Origin of the sequence: Serratia sp. ME47 (assembly GCF_903970925.1) — a bacterium.
GTDB classification, from domain to species: Bacteria; Pseudomonadota; Gammaproteobacteria; order Enterobacterales; family Enterobacteriaceae; genus Serratia; species Serratia ureilytica.
Genome location: NZ_CAJCKE010000018.1, coordinates 64557 through 81572, shown reverse-complemented (window position 1 = coordinate 81572; position 17016 = coordinate 64557). Strand labels below are relative to the sequence as shown.

Here is a 17016-nt window from a genome sequence, read left to right as displayed (position 1 = left end):
AGCGATGATGAATGACGATAACAGCCGTCTGGTGTATTCCACGGACACCGGTCGCATCAAGCAGGAAGAGGTTAAACCGCAACGCGCCAAGGGCGATGGCGTTGTGCGCATCCAGCGCCAGACCAGCGGCCGCAAGGGGAAGGGCGTGTGCCTGATTACCGGCGTCGATCTGGATGATGCCGCGCTCGACAAACTGGCGGCCGAACTGAAAAAGAAATGCGGCTGCGGCGGCTCGGTGAAAGAGGGAGTCATCGAGATCCAGGGCGATAAACGCGATCTGCTCAAACAGCTGCTGGAAGCCAAAGGCATGAAGGTCAAACTGGCGGGCGGTTGAGGCGAATCGCCATGCCGCAGTGCAATGCTGCGGCATGGCTAGAGGTTGTTGCTGCCGGGGGTTAACCCGTTAACGGCGAAAGAACCATAGACTTAAAGTAAAACAGACCTGAAATCATCGTTATTGGTTAATACGTCAAAGCGCCGAGGCGCTTTTGCCCGCCTGCCGGCGGAGGAGCATCGGGCAGGTTATTTGCCAACCTGGTGACCGATGATGCCGCCCACCGCAGCCCCACCCAGCGTGCCCAAAGCGCTGCCGTTGGTCAGCACTGCGCCGCCGACTGCACCGGCGCCGGCGCCGATAGCGGTGTTGCGATCGCGTTTGGACATGTTGGAACAGGCGCTCAGTGAAAACGCCAGAGTCAGAGCCAGAGCGGCGGTGGCGAAACGTTTATTGATAATCATCATAATGACTTCTCCTTAGCATTGGCTATATGGAAGTGCCCTATAAGTATAGGCGTTAACCATAAATCAGGCCTGCTGTTGATTCCCATACGGTATCGATATAAAAAATGGCATTTTTGTTAACGGCCGAATAATTAGCGGGTTACGGCCCAAAAGTTACCGAAGCTGAGTATAGGTTTCTCGGGAAGGATAAACAGGTAAATAGTCTTAAAATCCCGCTGCGCAAGGGAAACGGCGGGCGGCGTGGCCCGCGCGGCGCGTTATTCGTTGACCAGCTCCACCTGTACGCCCTGACGTTTCAGCTGATGCTGATACTCCAGCGCCAAACGTGAATCGGTGATCACCCGGCTGATTTGCCCCGGCTGCGCCAGCGGGTTAGGCTGGATCTGGCCGAATTTGCTGGAATCCGTCAGCACGATATTCTCCACGCCCTTGGCCAGCACCGCGCTGACCACATCGGCGCGCATCATGTCGCGGCCGGTAAAGCCGGTTTCGGCCTGAAAGCCGTCAATGCCGATAAACGCTTTGTTGAAATGCACCTGCTGAATGCACAGCCGTGTGAGCGGGCCGACCACGGTCTCGCTTTTCTTCTGGTACATGCCGCCCAGCACAATCACGTCGCAGTCGGTTTCTTTGAGCAGGTTGGCGATGTAGTGGCTGACGGTGATCAGCGTAATGCGCTTGCGTTCGGCGATGTAGCGCGCCAGCAGGGCATTGGCGCTGCCGCTCTCGATAAAAATCGTCTCGCCGTCGTTGACCTGCGCGGCGGCGTACTGCGCCAATCGTTGCTTAAGGGTGAAATTGGACATCATGCGGGCGTCGACGTCGTCGCTTTCCAACGCCACGGCGGAGCCGTGCACCCGCTTCAGATAACTGCGTTTTTCCAGCAGGTTGAGATCCTGCCGGATGGTGACTTCCGAGACGCCCGAAGCGCGCGCCAGCTCATTGACGCTGATCCGGCGGCGATCGTTAACCAACTGCAATATGGTCTGTTGTCGTAAATTCATATCGGCCTGATGATGCGGCCGCCAAGGTGCGGCCACTAAGAGTCAAAGGTTTAAAGAGTATGTTCTGTGCGCGCAATAATATCATCCTGCGCCTCAGGGGATAATGCGGTAAAGAAGGCGGAATAGCCAGCTACGCGAACCACTAAATCACGATATTGGTCAGGGTGTTGCTTCGCCGCCAGCAGCGTGTCGCGCGACACGATGTTGTACTGCACATGCCAGCCGCGATAGCTCTCGAAGAAGGTGCGCAACATCAGCATCAGCTTCTCCCGATCGCGCGGGTTGTCCAGCGTCGCCGGGTTCAGCTTTTGATTGAGCAACACGCCGCCGAGGATCGCCTCGGTCGGCAACTTGGCGAGCGAATTGAAAACCGCCGTTGGCCCCAGGTGGTCGGTGCCGGACGCCGGGCTGGCGCCTTCCGCCAGCGGCGCGTGCGCCTTGCGGCCATCCGGCGTGGCCAGGGTAGCGGCGCCGAAGGGCACGTTGGCCGAAATCGACGAGGTGCCGGCGTAGTAGCCGCCGCCGATCGGCCCGCGGCCGAAGCGGGTGTTGCGGTACTGTTTCAGTTCTTCGATGTAGGTTTGGTAGGCGCGCACCAGCAGCCGATCGACCTCGTCCACATCGTTGCCGTATTTGGGCGCGGCGTTGAGCAGCCGCTGACGCAGCTGTTCGCCATCCAGCCCGGAGAAGTCTTCGGCCAGCGCCGTCGCCAACTGCTGCTGGCCGATCGCCCCTTGGTCGAACACCAGTTTGCGCACCGCCGCGAGGCTGTTGCCCAGGTTGGCGATGCCGACCTGCAGACCGGAAACCCAATCGTATTTGGCGCCGCCTTGTTTGATGCTTTTGCCGCGTTCAATGCAGTCATCCACCAGCGCGGAGCAGAGGATATCGTGGGCGTTCTCCTCCAGCACGCTGTCCACCACGCACTCGATCTCAATTGACTTGCGCGTGTAGTAGCGGATTTGCCGATCCCAGGCGGCCATCACCTGCTCGAAATCGGCGAAGTTTCCTTTGGACAGCGCCTGTTCCTGCGGCAGGAAAATCTGCCCGGACGTGGCGTCGCGGCCTTGTTCCAGCGCAGCCAGCAGCACGCGGGCGAAGTTGATGAAGCTCATGCCGGTGCAGCGATAGCCCCATTTGCCGCCGACGGCGGTCTCGATACAGCCGATGGCGGCGTAGTCGTAAGCGTCCTGCGGTTCGACCCCCAGCTTGATGAACTCGGGAATGACAATTTCGTCGTTATTGAATGCCGGCATGCCGAAACCGCAGCGGATCACCTGTACGCAGGCGTCGAGGAAATCGGCGCTCATCCCGGCGTGGTAACGCACGCTGAGGTTGGGCTGGGTGGAGCGCAGGCGGCCACAGGATTCGAGAATGGCGTAGGACAGCGGATTGACCGCGTCGCACGGCCGGCCATCGACCAGTTTTTGCCCGCCGATGGTAACGTTCTGGTACAGCGGGCTGCCGGCGGAGGCCTTGGAGTGCGAGCCGGAGCGGATCTTGTTGACCTCCAGCAGCTTCAGCCAGCAGCTGTGCAGCAGCTCGATGGCGTTTTCCCGCGCCAGGTTTTGCTCCAGCTCCACGTCACGCCGATACCAGGGATAGAGATACTGATCGAGGCGGCCAAAGGAAACCGAATGGCCGTTGGATTCGATCTGCAACGTCAGCTGGATGAAATAGCACAGCTGCAGCGCCTGCCAGAAGGTGTGCGGCGGGCGATGGGCGATCCGGTCGCAGTTGTCTGCGATAGCCAGCAGCTCGGCGCGCCGCCAGTCGCGGGCTTCGTTTTGCGCCATGTCGCGCGCCAGGCGAGCGAAGCGCAGGATGTGTTCGCTCAGCGCCGTCAGCACAATATCGATAGCGTTGAGAAACTGCGCCTTGTGCAGATCTTCCCACTCGGTCAGACGCAGGCGGCTGCGGCGCGCGTTCACCTTTTCACGCAGGCCATCGAGGCCTAACTCCAGCAGCAGCGGGAAGTTGACCGCCAGATGGGCGTCGCCGGAGGTCATATTGCCCTCGGCCTTGATGATGCCGGTGGCCAGCAGCGCCTTTTGTTCGTCGGTGAACATGCCGTAGCAGCGATCCTGCACCGTTTGGCCGCGCCACCAGGGGCACAGACGATGCAAAATTGCCTTGTTCTCGTCGCTGACCGAAAAACCGGCGCCCGGCCGGTCGGCCAACTGGTCTATTTCGTTTTCTATCCAGCCGACGGTGTATTCGGGGAAGATCGGCGCGGCGCGCAGCTCGCTGGCCTGGTTGCCGACGATCAGCTCGTCGTTGGCGATCCAGATGCTGCGTTTCGCCAGATGGTTGGCCAACGCCAGGGCGCGGCGCACCGGCAGCGGCTTGTCCTGATGCTGCTGATAGGCCTCGGTATAGTGCTGCGCGCGTTCGGTGCACACCGGCGGTTTGACGATGTGAATCAGCGCATTCTTATGCGCCTGGATACGGGCGCTCAGGGTAGTCAAATCCAACGTGGTCATAGTGTTATCCTCGCAAAATGGCGGTCAGGCCCTTGGCGCCGGCATAGTCTTCGGCGAAGGCCAGCAGGTCGGGTGCGTCCAGTGGCGTGCGGGCGGCATGGTAGGGTTCGCCGAGCAGGTGGTACTTGTTGATGCCAAGCGTGTGGTACGGCAGAAAGTGGATCTCCGACACGCCGATCTCGTCGGCGGCGAAGTCGACGATGGCACGGACAGAGCGGCGATCGGCGTTGAAATCGGGGATCAGCGGCACGCGTACGGTCATTGGTACGCCGTGCGCCGCCAGCCGACGAAAATTGCTCATCACCCGGCGGGCGGAACCGCCGGTCCAGGCTCTGAAGCGCGCTTCGTCGGTGTGTTTGAGATCGGCCAGCAGCAGATCCAGCCACGGCAGCGAAGGGGCGATATAACGCCACGGGACGTGCAGGCAGGATTCGACGGCGGTGTGGATGCCGGCCTCGCGGCCGCGCCGCAGCAGCTCCGCCGCGATGTCCGGCTGCATAAAGGGTTCGCCGCCGGACAGCGTTAAACCGCCGCCGCTGCGCAGGTAGAAAGGCTTATCCCGCATCACCTCGGCCATGATATCGTCGGGGTTGATCGGGCTGCCGCACAGGCTGAGCGCGCCGGTCGGGCAGGCGGCGGCCAGGGCGGCATAATCGTCTGCGCTAATCAGCTCGCGTTGCAGCGTCAACGGCCCGGCGGTGCGTTGCAGCCCTTGCGGACAACGCTCGGCGCACAGCGTGCAGCCGCTCAGGCACAGGCGTTCGTCAAACAGCAGGTCTGCGTGGCGCGAGCGGCTTTCCGGGTTCTGACACCACCGGCAGCTCAGCGGGCAGCCTTTTAAAAAGACCACGCTGCGGATGCCCGGGCCGTCATGGGTCGAGTAGCGCTGCAGATTGAAGATCATGAGTCACCCGTTTGGCGTTGCTGTATCTTTCGCCATTAAAGATGTTTCGAATGAAAGTTGAATTGATTTTGATCAAAAGTTAGCGCGGTTTTTGCCCTATGATGATCAGAGTTTGAATCCGCCTACAGAACATGACACAGGAGTCCGTGATGGAGCTTTATCTCGATACCGCCGATGTGACCGCGGTAAAACGCCTGGCGCGCATTCTGCCGCTGCACGGCGTCACCACCAACCCGAGCATCGTGGCGAAGGAAGGCAAGCCGATCTGGGAAGTGCTGCCCGCGCTGCGCGACGCCCTCGGCGGCACCGGCAAGCTGTTTGCACAGGTGATGGCGACCGATGCGGAACGTATGGTGGCGGAGGCGGCGCTGCTCAGCCAGCGGGTACCGGGGCTGGTGGTGAAAATCCCGGCGACCGCCGAAGGGCTGGCGGCGATCAAGAAGCTTAAAACGATGTCCATTCCGACGTTGGGCACCGCGGTGTACGGCGCTGCACAGGGGCTGTTGGCGGCTTTGGCCGGGGCGGAATATGTGGCGCCTTACGTCAACCGGGTGGACGCGCAGGGCGGCGACGGCATCGAAATGGTGCACGAGCTGCAGCAGCTGTTGAGCCTGCATGCGCCGTCGGCGCAGGTGCTGGCCGCCAGTTTCAAAACGCCGCGCCAGGCGCTGGAGTGCCTGTTGGCGGGCTGCCAGGCCATCACGCTGCCGGTGGACGTCGCGGAGCAGTTCCTGAACGCGCCGGCAGTGCAGGCCGCGGTCGAGAAATTCGAACAGGATTGGCAAGGGGCGTTCGGCTCCACGCTGTTAGGCTAAAGCCAGTAAAAAGGGCGCCGCGGCGCCCTTGCTTGATGCTCGGTTCGTTTAGCTGCGGCCGGCCTCTTCCCTCAGCGCGGCGCCGACCTCGTGCGCCGTCGGCTGTTCGGCGCGCAGCGCCCGGCGGATCGCGAAGAAGGCGGCGATCAGCATGGTCACCGCCACCAGCATAAAGAACCCGCACAGCGCGGCGTTAATCTGGTTGCTGAACACGATGGTTTCCATGTCTTTCAACGATTTGGCCGGCGCAATGATCGTGCCTTGCTCGATGCCGGTGGAGAACTTCTTCGCCTGCGCCAGGAAGCCGATGCTCGGTTTTTCGTGGAAGATCTTCTGCCAGCCGGCGGTCATGGAGGTCACGAACAGCCAGGCGGTCGGCAGAATAGTCACCCAGGCGTAGCGCTGCTTTTTCATCTTGAACAGCACCACGGTGCCGAGGATCAGCGCCATCGACGCCAGCATCTGGTTGCCGATACCGAACAGCGGCCACAGGGTATTGATGCCGCCGAGCGGATCGACCACGCCCTGATACACGAAGAAACCCCAACCGGCCACCGCCACCGTGGTGCCCGCCAGGTTGCCGAACCAGGAGCGGTTATTGGCCAGCTGCGGCACCGCCACGCCCACCAGATCCTGCACCATAAAGCGGCAGGCGCGGGTGCCGGCGTCGACGGCGGTCAGGATGAACAGCGCTTCGAACAGAATGGCGAAGTGGTACCAGAACGCCATCATCGCCCGGCTGTTGAACACCTCACTGATGATGTGCGCCATGCCCACGGCGAAGGTCGGGGCGCCGCCGGCGCGCGACAGGATGGCGTTCTCGCCCACCTCTTTGGCGATCAGCGCCAGCGTCTCCGGCGTGACGATAAAGCCCCAGCTGTTAATGACCTGCGAAGCATTTTCCACCGTGGTGCCGATCAGCGCCGCCGGTGAATTCATGGCGAAGTAGACGCCCGGATCCAGCACCGAAGCGCAGATCAGCGCCATGATGGCGACGAAAGACTCCATCAGCATGGCGCCGTAACCGATAAAGCGGATGTGGCTTTCGCGTTCCACCAGCTTGGGCGTGGTGCCGCTGGAGACCAGCGCGTGGAAGCCGGAAATGGCGCCGCAGGCGATGGTGATGAACAGGAACGGGAACAGGGCGCCGGCGAACACCGGGCCGCTGCCGTCGATAAAGCGCGAGACCGCCGGCATTTTCATCTCCGGCATGGCGAAGACGATGCCGATGGCCAGACCGATGATGACGCCGATTTTCATAAAGGTGGAAAGGTAATCGCGCGGCGCCAGCAGCAGCCACACCGGCAGCACCGAGGCGACGAAGCCGTAGATCACCAGCACCCAGGTCAGGGTGGTGCCGTGCAGCGTGAAGAGCGGCCCCCAATAGGGATCTTGCGCCACGTTGCCGCCGTAAACGATCGCCAACAGCATCAGCACGAAGCCAATCACCGAAATTTCAGCGATCTTGCCCGGCCGGATAAAGCGCATGTAGATGCCCATGAACAGGGCGATCGGGATGGTGGCGGCGATGGTGAACAGCCCCCACGGGCTGTCGGCCAAGGCTTTTACCACCACCAGCGCCAGCGCCGACAGGATGATGATCATCACCCCCAGCGCGCCGAGCATGGTGATCACCCCGGCGAATGCGCCCAGCTCTTGCTTGGCCATTTCCCCCAGTGAACGTCCGTCGCGGCGTGTGGAGATGAACAGCACCAGGAAATCCTGCACCGCGCCGGCCAGCATAACGCCGACCAGGATCCAGATGGTTCCCGGCAGGAAGCCCATCTGCGCGGCCAGAATCGGCCCCACCAGCGGCCCGGCGCCGGCGATGGCGGCGAAGTGGTGGCCGAACAGCACCCATTTGTTGGTGGGCACGTAGTCCAGGCCGTCGTTGTGGCGTTCGGCGGGGGTCAGACGGCGGTCATCCAGTTCAAAGACCTTGTCGGCGATGAACCGGCTGTAGAAGCGGTAGGCGATGCTATAGCAAGCGACGGCGGCGACCACCAGCCAGACGGCGTTGACGTGCTCGCCGCGGCTGAGCGCCAGCATGGCGAAGGCGAATGCGCCGACCAACGCCACCAGCAGCCAGATAAATCCGGACCTGATGTTTCTCATGAAATAACTCCTTGGCGTGCAGAGGTAAAATCGACGTTGTTATTAGGAATGACGTTTTAACAGTAGAAGTTTTGCCGCCGAACCGTGGCAGGTCGGATGAGAAATGTGAAGCAGGTGGGGTTTTAGTGTAAAAACAACGTGATGAAACACCGCTGGCGCAGGCTGCGGCCCATGCGCTTTCCGGCAGAAGTTCATTCTGCACTTTCACTTCGCATACAGCGAATCATCGCCGTTTTTTATCTGAGCACGGCGTCTGGCGGCCTATTATTTTATCTGGCGAGGCGCGCCAAAATAAAATTACTCATGCCGTGTTATACCTTTATTTCAATTCGCACTTTTATTCATTCATTAAATAAATAATAAAGCTACGAAAGGAATTTAATTATGATAAATAAAGTCATTGAAGGGTATTTACCGCAGCTTACGGCCATCCGGCATGATATTCACCAGCATCCCGAGTTGGGTTTTGAAGAATTTCGCACCAGCGATCTGGTGGCGGATTATCTAAGCTCGTGGGGCTATGAGGTACACCGCGGATTGGCGGGCACCGGCGTGGTGGGGACGCTGCGGGTGGGCGACGGCGTTAAACGCCTCGGACTGCGGGCCGATATGGACGCCTTGCCGATCGAGGAAAACAACGGCAAACCCTGGAGCAGCAGCGTGGCCAACCGCATGCACGCCTGCGGCCATGACGGCCATACTACTATGCTGCTCGGCGCCGCCCGCTACCTGGCGCAAACCCGCCGTTTCAACGGCACGCTGCATCTGATTTTCCAGCCGGCGGAAGAGATGCTGAACGGCGGCGCGCGCATGGTGGAACAGGGGCTGTTCGAACGCTTCCCCTGCGATGCCATCTTCGCTATGCACAACATGCCGGGGATGCCGCTCGGTGAGTTCTTCTTCCAACACGGTCCGTTTATGGCCTCGATGGATCAGTTCAACGTGCGGGTGCAGGGGCGCGGCGGCCACGGCGCCATCCCTCAGCTGGCGGTTGATCCGGTGTTGGTGGCCTCGCATATCACCGTCGCGCTGCAGAGCATCGTCTCGCGCAATATCGATCCGCTGGAAGCGGCGGTGATCACCGTTGGCAGCATCAAGGCCGGCGAGGCGGCCAACGTGATCCCGGACAGCGCGGAGATGAAGCTCAGCGTACGCTCTCTGGATCGTCAGGCACGCGCAACCCTGCTGGCGCGCATTCCGGCGCTGATCGAGGCGCAGGCGGCAAGCTTCGGCGCCCACGCGGTGGTGGAACACGTTAACGGCACGCCGGTGTTGGTCAACGACGAAGCGATGACCCGTTTCGCCCATCGCGTGGCGCAGCAGCAGTTCGGCGCCGCCCGCGCACACTACGGCGCCAAACCGCTGATGGGCAGCGAAGACTTCGCCTTTATGCTCGATGCGCATCCGCAAGGCTGCTACCTGATCATCGGCAACGGCGACGGCGAAGGAAGCTGCATGGTGCATAACCCGGGATATGACTTTAACGATGGGTGTCTGGCGGCCGGCAGCCAGTATTGGGGAGCGTTGGCGGAAGCGTATTTAAAATAAATTCGAAGAATAATAACAGGGAAGATAATGATGAGTGAAAATACGGCGGCGACGCAATCAACAATAAACGCGCCCGCGAGGGTAGGCGGCAAGAAAGTGATATTTGCCGCCTCCTTCGGCAATGCGCTGGAGTTTTTCGATTTCGGTATCTATAACTTCTTCGTTATTTATATCAGCGTATTGTTTTTTCCCCCCTCGAGCGATCCCAATTTGGCGTTGCTGTTGGCGTTCGCCACGTTTGGCGTCAGTTTTTTCATGCGGCCGCTGGGCGGCATTCTGATCGGCGCCTATGCCGATCGCCATGGCCGCAAGCCGGCGATGATCCTGACGATTTCACTGATGAGCCTCGGCACGGCGATGATCGGCTTTGCGCCGACCTACGCCAGCGCCGGTTATTGGGGAACCGTCACGCTGGTGGCGGCGCGTTTGATCCAGGGCGTGGCGGCGGGGGGCGAGGTGGGCGCATCGATGTCGTTGCTGGTGGAGTCGGCGCCACCTAACCGGCGAGGCTTCTATTCCAGTTGGTCGCTGGCGACGCAGGGCATCGCCACCGTGGTCGGCGGCGTCACCGCGCTGGCGCTCAGCGCGGCGTTGCCGGCGATCTCCGGCGAGCCGAACGCCATGGCCGAGTGGGGATGGCGCATTCCGTTCTTTATCGGCGTGGCGCTGGCGCCGCTCGGTTGCTGGCTGCGTATCGGATTGGAAAGCGACCGGCCGCCGGTGTCGCGGGCTCATGAACCGCCGGCGCAGCTGCGACGGCACTCGCGGGCGGTGGCGCTCGGCGTGATGCTGACCATTGGCGCCACCGTCGCCACTTACATCTCGATGTATTATCTCGGCACTTACGCGGTGAAATACTTAGGCATGCCGCAAGCCTACGGCTACGCCGCGATGCTGCTGGCGGGGCTGGTGACCTTCGGCGGCAGCCTGTTAGTCGGGCACTGGTGCGATCGCTATGGCCGCCTGCCACTGATCCGAGGCTCGCGCATCGCTATCTTGATCGTGGCCTTGCCGGCGTTTTGGTGGCTGAGCGCCGCGCCGCATCCGGCGGTGCTGCTGCTGATTGTCGCGATATTGGTCGGATTGACCACGCTCGGCTCGGTGCCGACCATGCTGATGATTTCGGAGCTGTTTCCGCAGCGCATTCGCGCATTGGGGTTTGCGTTGGTCTACAGCCTCGGCGTGGCGATTTTCGGCGGCTTCGCCCAATATATCGCCTCGCAGTCGATCGCGTTGAGCGGCTCGCTGCTGGCGCCCGCCGTCTACCTGATGCTGGCGACGCTGGCTTCGTTGGCGGTGCTGCCATTGCTGCGTGAAACCGGCGGCGATCCATTGCGTTAGCGAGTGCGGGCGAAAAAAAACGCCGGCGGTTTTCACCGTCGGCGTTTGGCGTCGCTACCGTTTCAGGCTGGCGTTCAGGCCGCCGGCCGGGCGATCACGCTGCGGGTTTCCATGCGCACTTCGGCGATGGTGACCTGCAAGGTATCGCTCTGGCGATAAACCACTTCGCCTTTGATCTGCACGGTGCCGGTTTCCTGGCTGCACTGCATCTCGTCACGCACCGCGTGAATAAACGGCGCCGGGATGAAGGCAACCGCGCCGTTGTCCAGCAGGCGCACGCGCAGGCCGCCGCGTGTCACGTCGATGATCTCGGCGTTGAAGCGGGTATCGGTACCGGCCTTGTCCTGCAGGAAGCGGGCGTACAGCCAGTCGCCGACGTCGCGTTCCGCCATGCGATTCAGACGGCGGCGTTCCGCCAGCTGCACCGTCACGTCATCCTGCGGTTTTTCCGCCGGCTGCTGGTTGATGATCGCCTTCAGCAGGCGGTGGTTGACCATATCGCCGTATTTACGGATCGGCGATGTCCAGGTGGCGTAAGCCTCCAGCCCCAGACCGAAGTGTGGCCCCGGCGTAGTGCTGATCTCGGCGAAGGTCTGGAAGCGGCGGATGCGGCTGTCGAGGAACTGGGTCGGCTGCGCATCCAGGTGGCGGCGCAGTTCGCAGAAACCGTCGAGGGTCAGCAGCTTCTCGGCTTCGGCTTCGACGCCGTTGGCCTGCAGTACGGTGACCGCTTGCTCAACCAGCGCAGGATCGAAACCGGTGTGCACGTTGTACACGCCGAAGCCCAGGCGATCGCGCAGCACGATGGCGGCGCAGACGTTGGCGGCGATCATGCACTCTTCAACGATGCGGTTGGCGCTGCGGCGCTGCTCGGTAACGATCTCCAGCACGTCGCCTTTTTCACCCAGCACGAAGCGGTAGTCCGGGCGATCTTTGAATACCAGCGCATGCTGGTGGCGCCAGGCGTTGCGCGCGTCGCAAACGCGTTTCAGCAGGGTGATCTGTTGCGCGATGGCGTCGCTCGGCGGTTGCCAGCCGGCAATGCCGTCCAGCCAGTCGGAGACTTCGTCGTACACCAGTTTGGCTTTGGATTCGATCTCGGCAGCGAAGAACTGAATATCTTCGCCCAGCGCGCCGTCGGCGGCGATGGTCACGCGGCAAGCCAGCACCTGACGGCGCTCGTTAGGGCGCAGCGAGCACAGGTTGTCCGACAGATCGCGCGGCAGCATCGGGATGTTGAAGCCCGGCAGATAGTTGGTGAAGGCGCGCACGCGGGCGATATCGTCCAGCTTGCTGCCTTGTTCTACGTAGGCAGTAGGATCGGCGATGGCGATGGTCAACTGCAGCGAACCGTCACCGTTGTCGGTCACGTACAGCGCATCGTCCATGTCTTCGGTGCTGGCGCTGTCGATGGTCACGAATTCGAGCGCGGTCAGATCTTCACGCACCAGCTCAGAGTCCGGCTCGCTGAGGGCCTGCATCTCCGGCGCCTCTTTTTCCAGGTTGTGACGCGCCAGCGTCACCCACCACGGGGCGAAATGGTCTTCACCGTCGGTGATAAACTGGGTCAGGTCGGCGTTGAAGCCGCGATCGCCTTTCAGCGGATGGCGGCGCATTTCCGCCACCGCCCAGTCGCCGGCCTGGAAGTTGTGGGTCAGTTCACGCACCGGGCGGCACGGAATCGCGTCTTTCAGCAACGGATGATCGGGCACGATGGACAGACGATCGTCGCGCTTTTGCACGCGGCCGACAAAGCGCGACAGGAACGGCTCGACCAGGGTTTCCGGCTCGGCGATTTCGCGCTCTTTCTCGGTGTGCAGGGTGGCGATAATGCGATCCCCGTGCATGACTTTCTTCATGTACGGCGGCGGAATGAAGTAGCTTTTTTGACCGTCTACTTCAAGAAAGCCAAAGCCTTTCTCAGTCCCTTTCACTACGCCTTCAACGCGCGGGGTCTGAGAGTGAAGTTGCTGTTTTAGCTGCGCCAGCAGCGGGTTATCTTGAAACATATCGTCCAGTGAATGGGTTGTGAGTGGCAAGATTTGCGGCTGACAGTTTTACGCGAATCACCCGCTGCGAGCAAGCCTAACGTCACGGAACCCCGCGTTGCCGCGCGATTTTGCGCAAGATTGGTCAATCGAAGGGCGAACGATGAAAAACCCCGGCGCGCAGGCCGGGGTGAAGGAGGGGGGCAATCAGTCCTGCAGCGGCGTCGGCTGCAGGATTTCAATCCAGTAATCGTCCGGATCGCGAATGAACGCGACGTAGTTCATGCGGCCTTCATGCAGGCGTTTCTGGAAGGTGACGCCCAGGCGCTCAAAACGCTCGCAGGCGGCGCGCACGTCCGGCACCGTGACGCACAGGTGGCCAAAGCCGCGCGGCTCGCCGTTGCCGTTGTGGTAATGGAAATCCGCCTGATTTTCGGTGCCGTGGTTATGGGTCAGCTCGAGAATGCCCGGTTGGCTCAGCGCCCAGCGTTTGCGTTCGTCGTCATCCTGCGGGATCTGCTCTCGCGGGCTGCGCGTCAGGTAGCAGATGGTGAAGGCGGCCTCTTTGAATTCTTCCAGATAGACCGGGGTAAAACCCAGTACGCGAGTGTAGAAATCCAGCGCTTTGGTCAGGTCTTTCACGCGGATCATGGTGTGGTTGAACACGTAACCGTCGGTTACCGCGTCCGGTTGGGCCGCCACGCCGGGCAGCGTCAGTAAATCATTCAGTGGCATCAGTGATCCTCCTCAGGGTGTCGACAGACTGTAGGTGAAATCGATGCTAATCTAAAGTAATTGTTTCTAACTAAAACGCTAACTAAAAGTGAATGATAGATGAAGCTGAGCCAGTTGAAGTTTTTCTGCACCGTGGTGGAACACAAAACCATCGCCGCCGCCGCCCGCGAGCTGCACTGCGTGCCTTCCAACGTCACGCTGCGGCTGCGCGAACTAGAGGAGTCGCTGGGCGGCGAGCTGTTTTTCCGTGACAAGAACCGGCTGTACGTCAATCCCAAAGGCCGGCTGTTCTACCAACAGGCGCGCGACATCGTGGCGCAGGCGGAGCGCAGCAAGCAGCTGTTCGCCGGAGAACATCAGCATGGGCTGCTGAACCTCGGGGCGCTGGATTTCTCGCTGGTCAGCCATTTGCCGGCGCGCATCGCCCGGCTGCGCCGTTTACAACCCCATCTGCAGATCAACGTGCTCAGCCGCGATTCATTGGTGCTGGAGCGCATGCTGATCGACAGTACCCTCGATCTGGCGATCACCGACGGCCCGATTGAACATCCGTTGCTGGCCAGCCAAAAGGCGTTTGACGAACGGCTGGTGATGCTGATGCCGGCCGATGCCGGGCAGCCCGATGCCGCCACGCTGGCGGCGCTGGAATTTTACACGTTCAGCCGAGAATGCTCGTTCCGCCTGAAGGTGGATCACTGGCTGGCCTCGCGCGGGCTGAAACCGCGCATGACGCTGGAAATGGAGTCTTATGCCGCGATGGCGGCCTGCGTGCAGGCAGGTTGCGGCGTCGCCTGCGTGCCGGGTTCTTTGCTGCCGCAGATTTTGCCCGCTCCGGGGCTGAAGGTGGTGGAAATGGGCGAGGAGGGCGTGAGCGATCTGTACTTCGTCTGGCGACGGCATCAGCTGTCCGACGAATTACAGACCATCCTGGCGATATTGAAGCGCCCGGCGTGAACCGGGCGCGCGTTTTCAGGCAATGCGCAGCGAGGGTTGCTGTTCGCTGCGGCGAATCGCCACCGGGATCGACTTCGACGTCGGGGTGCCGGTGCCGTCGCCGAAGCTGGCCAGCGGCACCAGCGGGTTGGTTTCCGGGTAGTAGGCCGCCAGGTTGCCACGCGGAATGTCGTAACTCACCAGCTTGAATCCGTCCACTTTACGCACCACGCCATCGTTCCACAGAGTCTCTATCTCAACCCGTTCGCCATCCTGCAGGCCCAGCGCCGCCAGATCTTCCGGATGGATGAACAACACTTCGCGCTGGCCGTAAACGCCGCGGTAGCGGTCATCCAGACCATAGATGGTGGTGTTGTACTGATCGTGCGAGCGCAGCGTTTGCAGGGTAAACGGCGCTTGCACGTCGCCCAGTTGCGGGAACAGGGTCGCCGGCAGCGCGGCGGCGCTGAATTCCGCCTTGCCGCTCGGCGTGGCGAAGCGCAGTTCGGCGGCGGCATTGCCCAGGTAGAATCCGCCGGGCTGCTCGCAGCGACGGTTGAAATCCTCAAAGCCGGGAATGGTGGCGGCGATATGATCGCGGATCAGCGAGTAGTCGTCGGCCAACTCCAGCCAGTCCAGCTGCTGCGTGCCCAGCACCGCGTCGGCGATGCCGCAGACGATCGCCGTTTCCGATCTTTGGGTATCCGCCAGCGGTTTGCCGATGCCTTCCGAAGCGTGAACCATGCTGAAAGAATCTTCGACCGTGATGTACTGCGAGCCGCTGGCCTGCATGTCCAATTCGGTGCGGCCCAGCGTTGGTAGGATCAACGCGTCTTTGCCGGTCACCAGGTGGCTGCGGTTAAGTTTGGTGCTGATGTGTACCGTCAAATCACAGTTGCGCAGGGCGCGGGCGGTGCGCTCGGTGTCCGGCGCCGCGGCGGCCAGATTGCCGCCCAGCGCGATCAGCACTTTCACTTCGCCGCGCAACATCGCTTCGATCGCTTCCACCGTGTTGTGGCCCACCGCGCGATTGGCGGTGAAGTTAAAGTGGCGTTCCAGGCTGTCGAGCAGCGCCTTGGGCGACTTCTCGTCAATCCCCATGGTGCGGTTGCCCTGGACGTTGCTGTGGCCGCGCACCGGGCACAGACCGGCGCCCGGTTTGCCCAGTTGCCCGAACAGCAGTTGCAGGTTGGTGATTTCACGCACCGTCGCAATCGAGTGCTTATGCTGAGTCACGCCCATCGCCCAGGTGCAGATCACTCGCTCGGCGCCCTGGTAAGTGGCCGCCGCCTGGCGCAATTGCGCTTCGCTCAGGCCCGATTGTGCGGTAATGGCCCGCCACTCGGTCGCATCCACCTGCGCCAGGTATGCCTCCACGCCGACGCTGTGCCGTTCGATAAACGCCAGGTCGAACAGGGGTGGCTCACCGGCGGCCAGCCGCTGGCGGTGGGTTTCCAGCAGCGCTTTCACCATGCCGCGCACCGCCGCCATATCGCCGCCCAGATTCGGTTGGTAATAGGAGGAGCTGATCGGCGAGGATTTGGGCGTCAGCATCTGCACCGGATCCTGCGGATCGGCGAATCTTTCCAGCCCGCGCTCGCGCAGGGTGTTGAAACTGACGATGCGCGCGCCGCGTCGGGCGGCGTTTTTCAGGCTGTGCAGCATGCGCGGGTGGTTGGTGCCGGGGTTTTGACCGAACACGAAGATGGCGTCGGCTTTTTCGAAGTCATCGATGCGGATGGTGCCTTTGCCGACGCCGATGCTTTGCTTCAGCCCGACGCCGCTCGCCTCGTGACACATGTTGGAGCAGTCGGGGAAATTGCTGGTGCCGAGCATGCGGCCGAACAGTTGATAAAGGTACGACGCTTCGTTGCTGGCGCGGCCCGAGGTATACAGCTCGATTTGATTCGGGTTGTCCATTGCGTTGATGTGCCTGGCGATCAGCGCCAGCGCGTCCGGCCAATGAATAGGCTCATAGTGGTCGGTTTCGGCGTTGTAGCGCATCGGATGCGTGAGGCGCCCCTGATATTCGAGGAAATAGTCGCTCTGCTGTTGCAGGGTGCTGACGCTGTGCGCGGCGAAGAACTCTGGCTCGACGGCGCTGCGCGTCGCTTCCCAACTGACCGCCTTGGCGCCGTTTTCACAGAAGCTGAAGGTGCTGTGGTTGTCGTCGCCCCAGGCGCAACCGGGGCAGTCGAAGCCGCGCGCCTTGTTGACGCGCATCAGGTTGCGCATGTTTTTTAGGGTTTGTTTACTGTCGAGGACAAAGCGGGTGGTGGCTTCAAGCGAACCCCAGCCGCCCGCTGGGCCGGTATAAGGCTTGATTGACGGTTTGAATTTCATGGTGACACTTCGCAGGTGGTTGTAGCTAAAAAGTAAACGCTTTTTTATGCGTCTTGCGTATTTATG

At 61.4% G+C, this 17016-nt stretch carries 13 protein-coding genes; 5 read left to right on the top strand and 8 right to left on the bottom strand.

Features of this window, described 5'->3' with window-relative positions:
* Nucleotides 1-7: 7 nt before the first annotated feature.
* Nucleotides 8-334: a stress response translation initiation inhibitor YciH gene (gene yciH, locus H7A77_RS17580; protein WP_004930637.1), complete on the top strand. Its 327-nt coding sequence runs from the start codon at nucleotides 8-10 to the stop codon at nucleotides 332-334.
* Between the two features lie 188 nt (nucleotides 335-522).
* On the opposite strand, the gene osmB is transcribed toward yciH, so the two are convergent.
* From osmB to H7A77_RS17560, 4 genes are all read right to left on the bottom strand, one after another.
* Entirely contained in the window at nucleotides 523-741 is a 219-nt protein-coding gene (gene osmB, locus H7A77_RS17575) for an osmotically-inducible lipoprotein OsmB (RefSeq protein ID WP_004930634.1), read from the bottom strand.
* 257 nt (nucleotides 742-998) lie between these two features.
* Nucleotides 999-1745 carry a DNA-binding transcriptional regulator YciT gene (locus H7A77_RS17570; protein WP_004930631.1) on the bottom strand — a complete coding sequence of 249 codons (747 nt, stop codon included), beginning with the start codon at nucleotides 1743-1745 and terminating at the stop codon, nucleotides 999-1001.
* A 50-nt stretch (nucleotides 1746-1795) separates the two neighbouring features.
* A complete protein-coding gene (locus H7A77_RS17565) occupies nucleotides 1796-4228 on the bottom strand; it encodes a formate C-acetyltransferase/glycerol dehydratase family glycyl radical enzyme (protein WP_182074460.1) in 2433 nt (810 codons plus the stop codon).
* A 4-nt stretch (nucleotides 4229-4232) separates the two neighbouring features.
* Entirely contained in the window at nucleotides 4233-5132 is a 900-nt protein-coding gene (locus H7A77_RS17560) for a glycyl-radical enzyme activating protein (RefSeq protein ID WP_072627570.1), read from the bottom strand.
* 149 nt (nucleotides 5133-5281) lie between these two features.
* On the opposite strand from H7A77_RS17560, the gene fsa reads away from it, so the two are divergent.
* The gene (gene fsa / locus H7A77_RS17555; RefSeq protein ID WP_033643250.1) at nucleotides 5282-5947 is read left to right on the top strand and encodes a fructose-6-phosphate aldolase; all 666 of its coding nucleotides are present in this window, start codon (nucleotides 5282-5284) and stop codon (nucleotides 5945-5947) included.
* Nucleotides 5948-5995: 48 nt separating this feature from the next.
* Here the strand turns inward: fsa and H7A77_RS17550 are convergent, their stop codons facing one another.
* Nucleotides 5996-8062 (bottom strand): carbon starvation CstA family protein, encoded by a 2067-nt coding sequence (locus H7A77_RS17550; RefSeq protein WP_182074459.1) that lies wholly within the window; start codon nucleotides 8060-8062, stop codon nucleotides 5996-5998.
* 384 nt (nucleotides 8063-8446) lie between these two features.
* Between H7A77_RS17550 and H7A77_RS17545 the strand changes: the two genes are divergently transcribed.
* Together H7A77_RS17545 and H7A77_RS17540 are read left to right on the top strand one after the other, a co-directional pair.
* A complete protein-coding gene (locus H7A77_RS17545) occupies nucleotides 8447-9610 on the top strand; it encodes a M20 aminoacylase family protein (protein WP_182074458.1) in 1164 nt (387 codons plus the stop codon).
* A 30-nt stretch (nucleotides 9611-9640) separates the two neighbouring features.
* Nucleotides 9641-10951, top strand: coding sequence for an MFS transporter (locus tag H7A77_RS17540; RefSeq protein ID WP_182074457.1), 1311 nt, complete (start codon nucleotides 9641-9643; stop codon nucleotides 10949-10951).
* Nucleotides 10952-11025: 74 nt separating this feature from the next.
* Here the strand turns inward: H7A77_RS17540 and H7A77_RS17535 are convergent, their stop codons facing one another.
* Together H7A77_RS17535 and gloA are read right to left on the bottom strand one after the other, a co-directional pair.
* Nucleotides 11026-12960, bottom strand: coding sequence for an exoribonuclease II (locus H7A77_RS17535; protein WP_033643246.1), 1935 nt, complete (start codon nucleotides 12958-12960; stop codon nucleotides 11026-11028).
* A 186-nt stretch (nucleotides 12961-13146) separates the two neighbouring features.
* Nucleotides 13147-13674, bottom strand: coding sequence for a lactoylglutathione lyase (gloA, locus tag H7A77_RS17530; RefSeq protein ID WP_019452681.1), 528 nt, complete (start codon nucleotides 13672-13674; stop codon nucleotides 13147-13149).
* A 99-nt stretch (nucleotides 13675-13773) separates the two neighbouring features.
* Here gloA and H7A77_RS17525 point away from each other — a divergent pair, with 99 nt between their 5' ends.
* Nucleotides 13774-14628, top strand: a complete 855-nt coding sequence (locus tag H7A77_RS17525; RefSeq protein ID WP_047026020.1) for a LysR family transcriptional regulator — start codon at nucleotides 13774-13776, stop codon at nucleotides 14626-14628.
* A 15-nt stretch (nucleotides 14629-14643) separates the two neighbouring features.
* Here the strand turns inward: H7A77_RS17525 and H7A77_RS17520 are convergent, their stop codons facing one another.
* Complete coding sequence (locus H7A77_RS17520) at nucleotides 14644-16950, bottom strand: FdhF/YdeP family oxidoreductase (protein ID WP_047026021.1); 2307 nt, start codon at nucleotides 16948-16950, stop codon at nucleotides 14644-14646.
* Nucleotides 16951-17016: the final 66 nt, after the last annotated feature.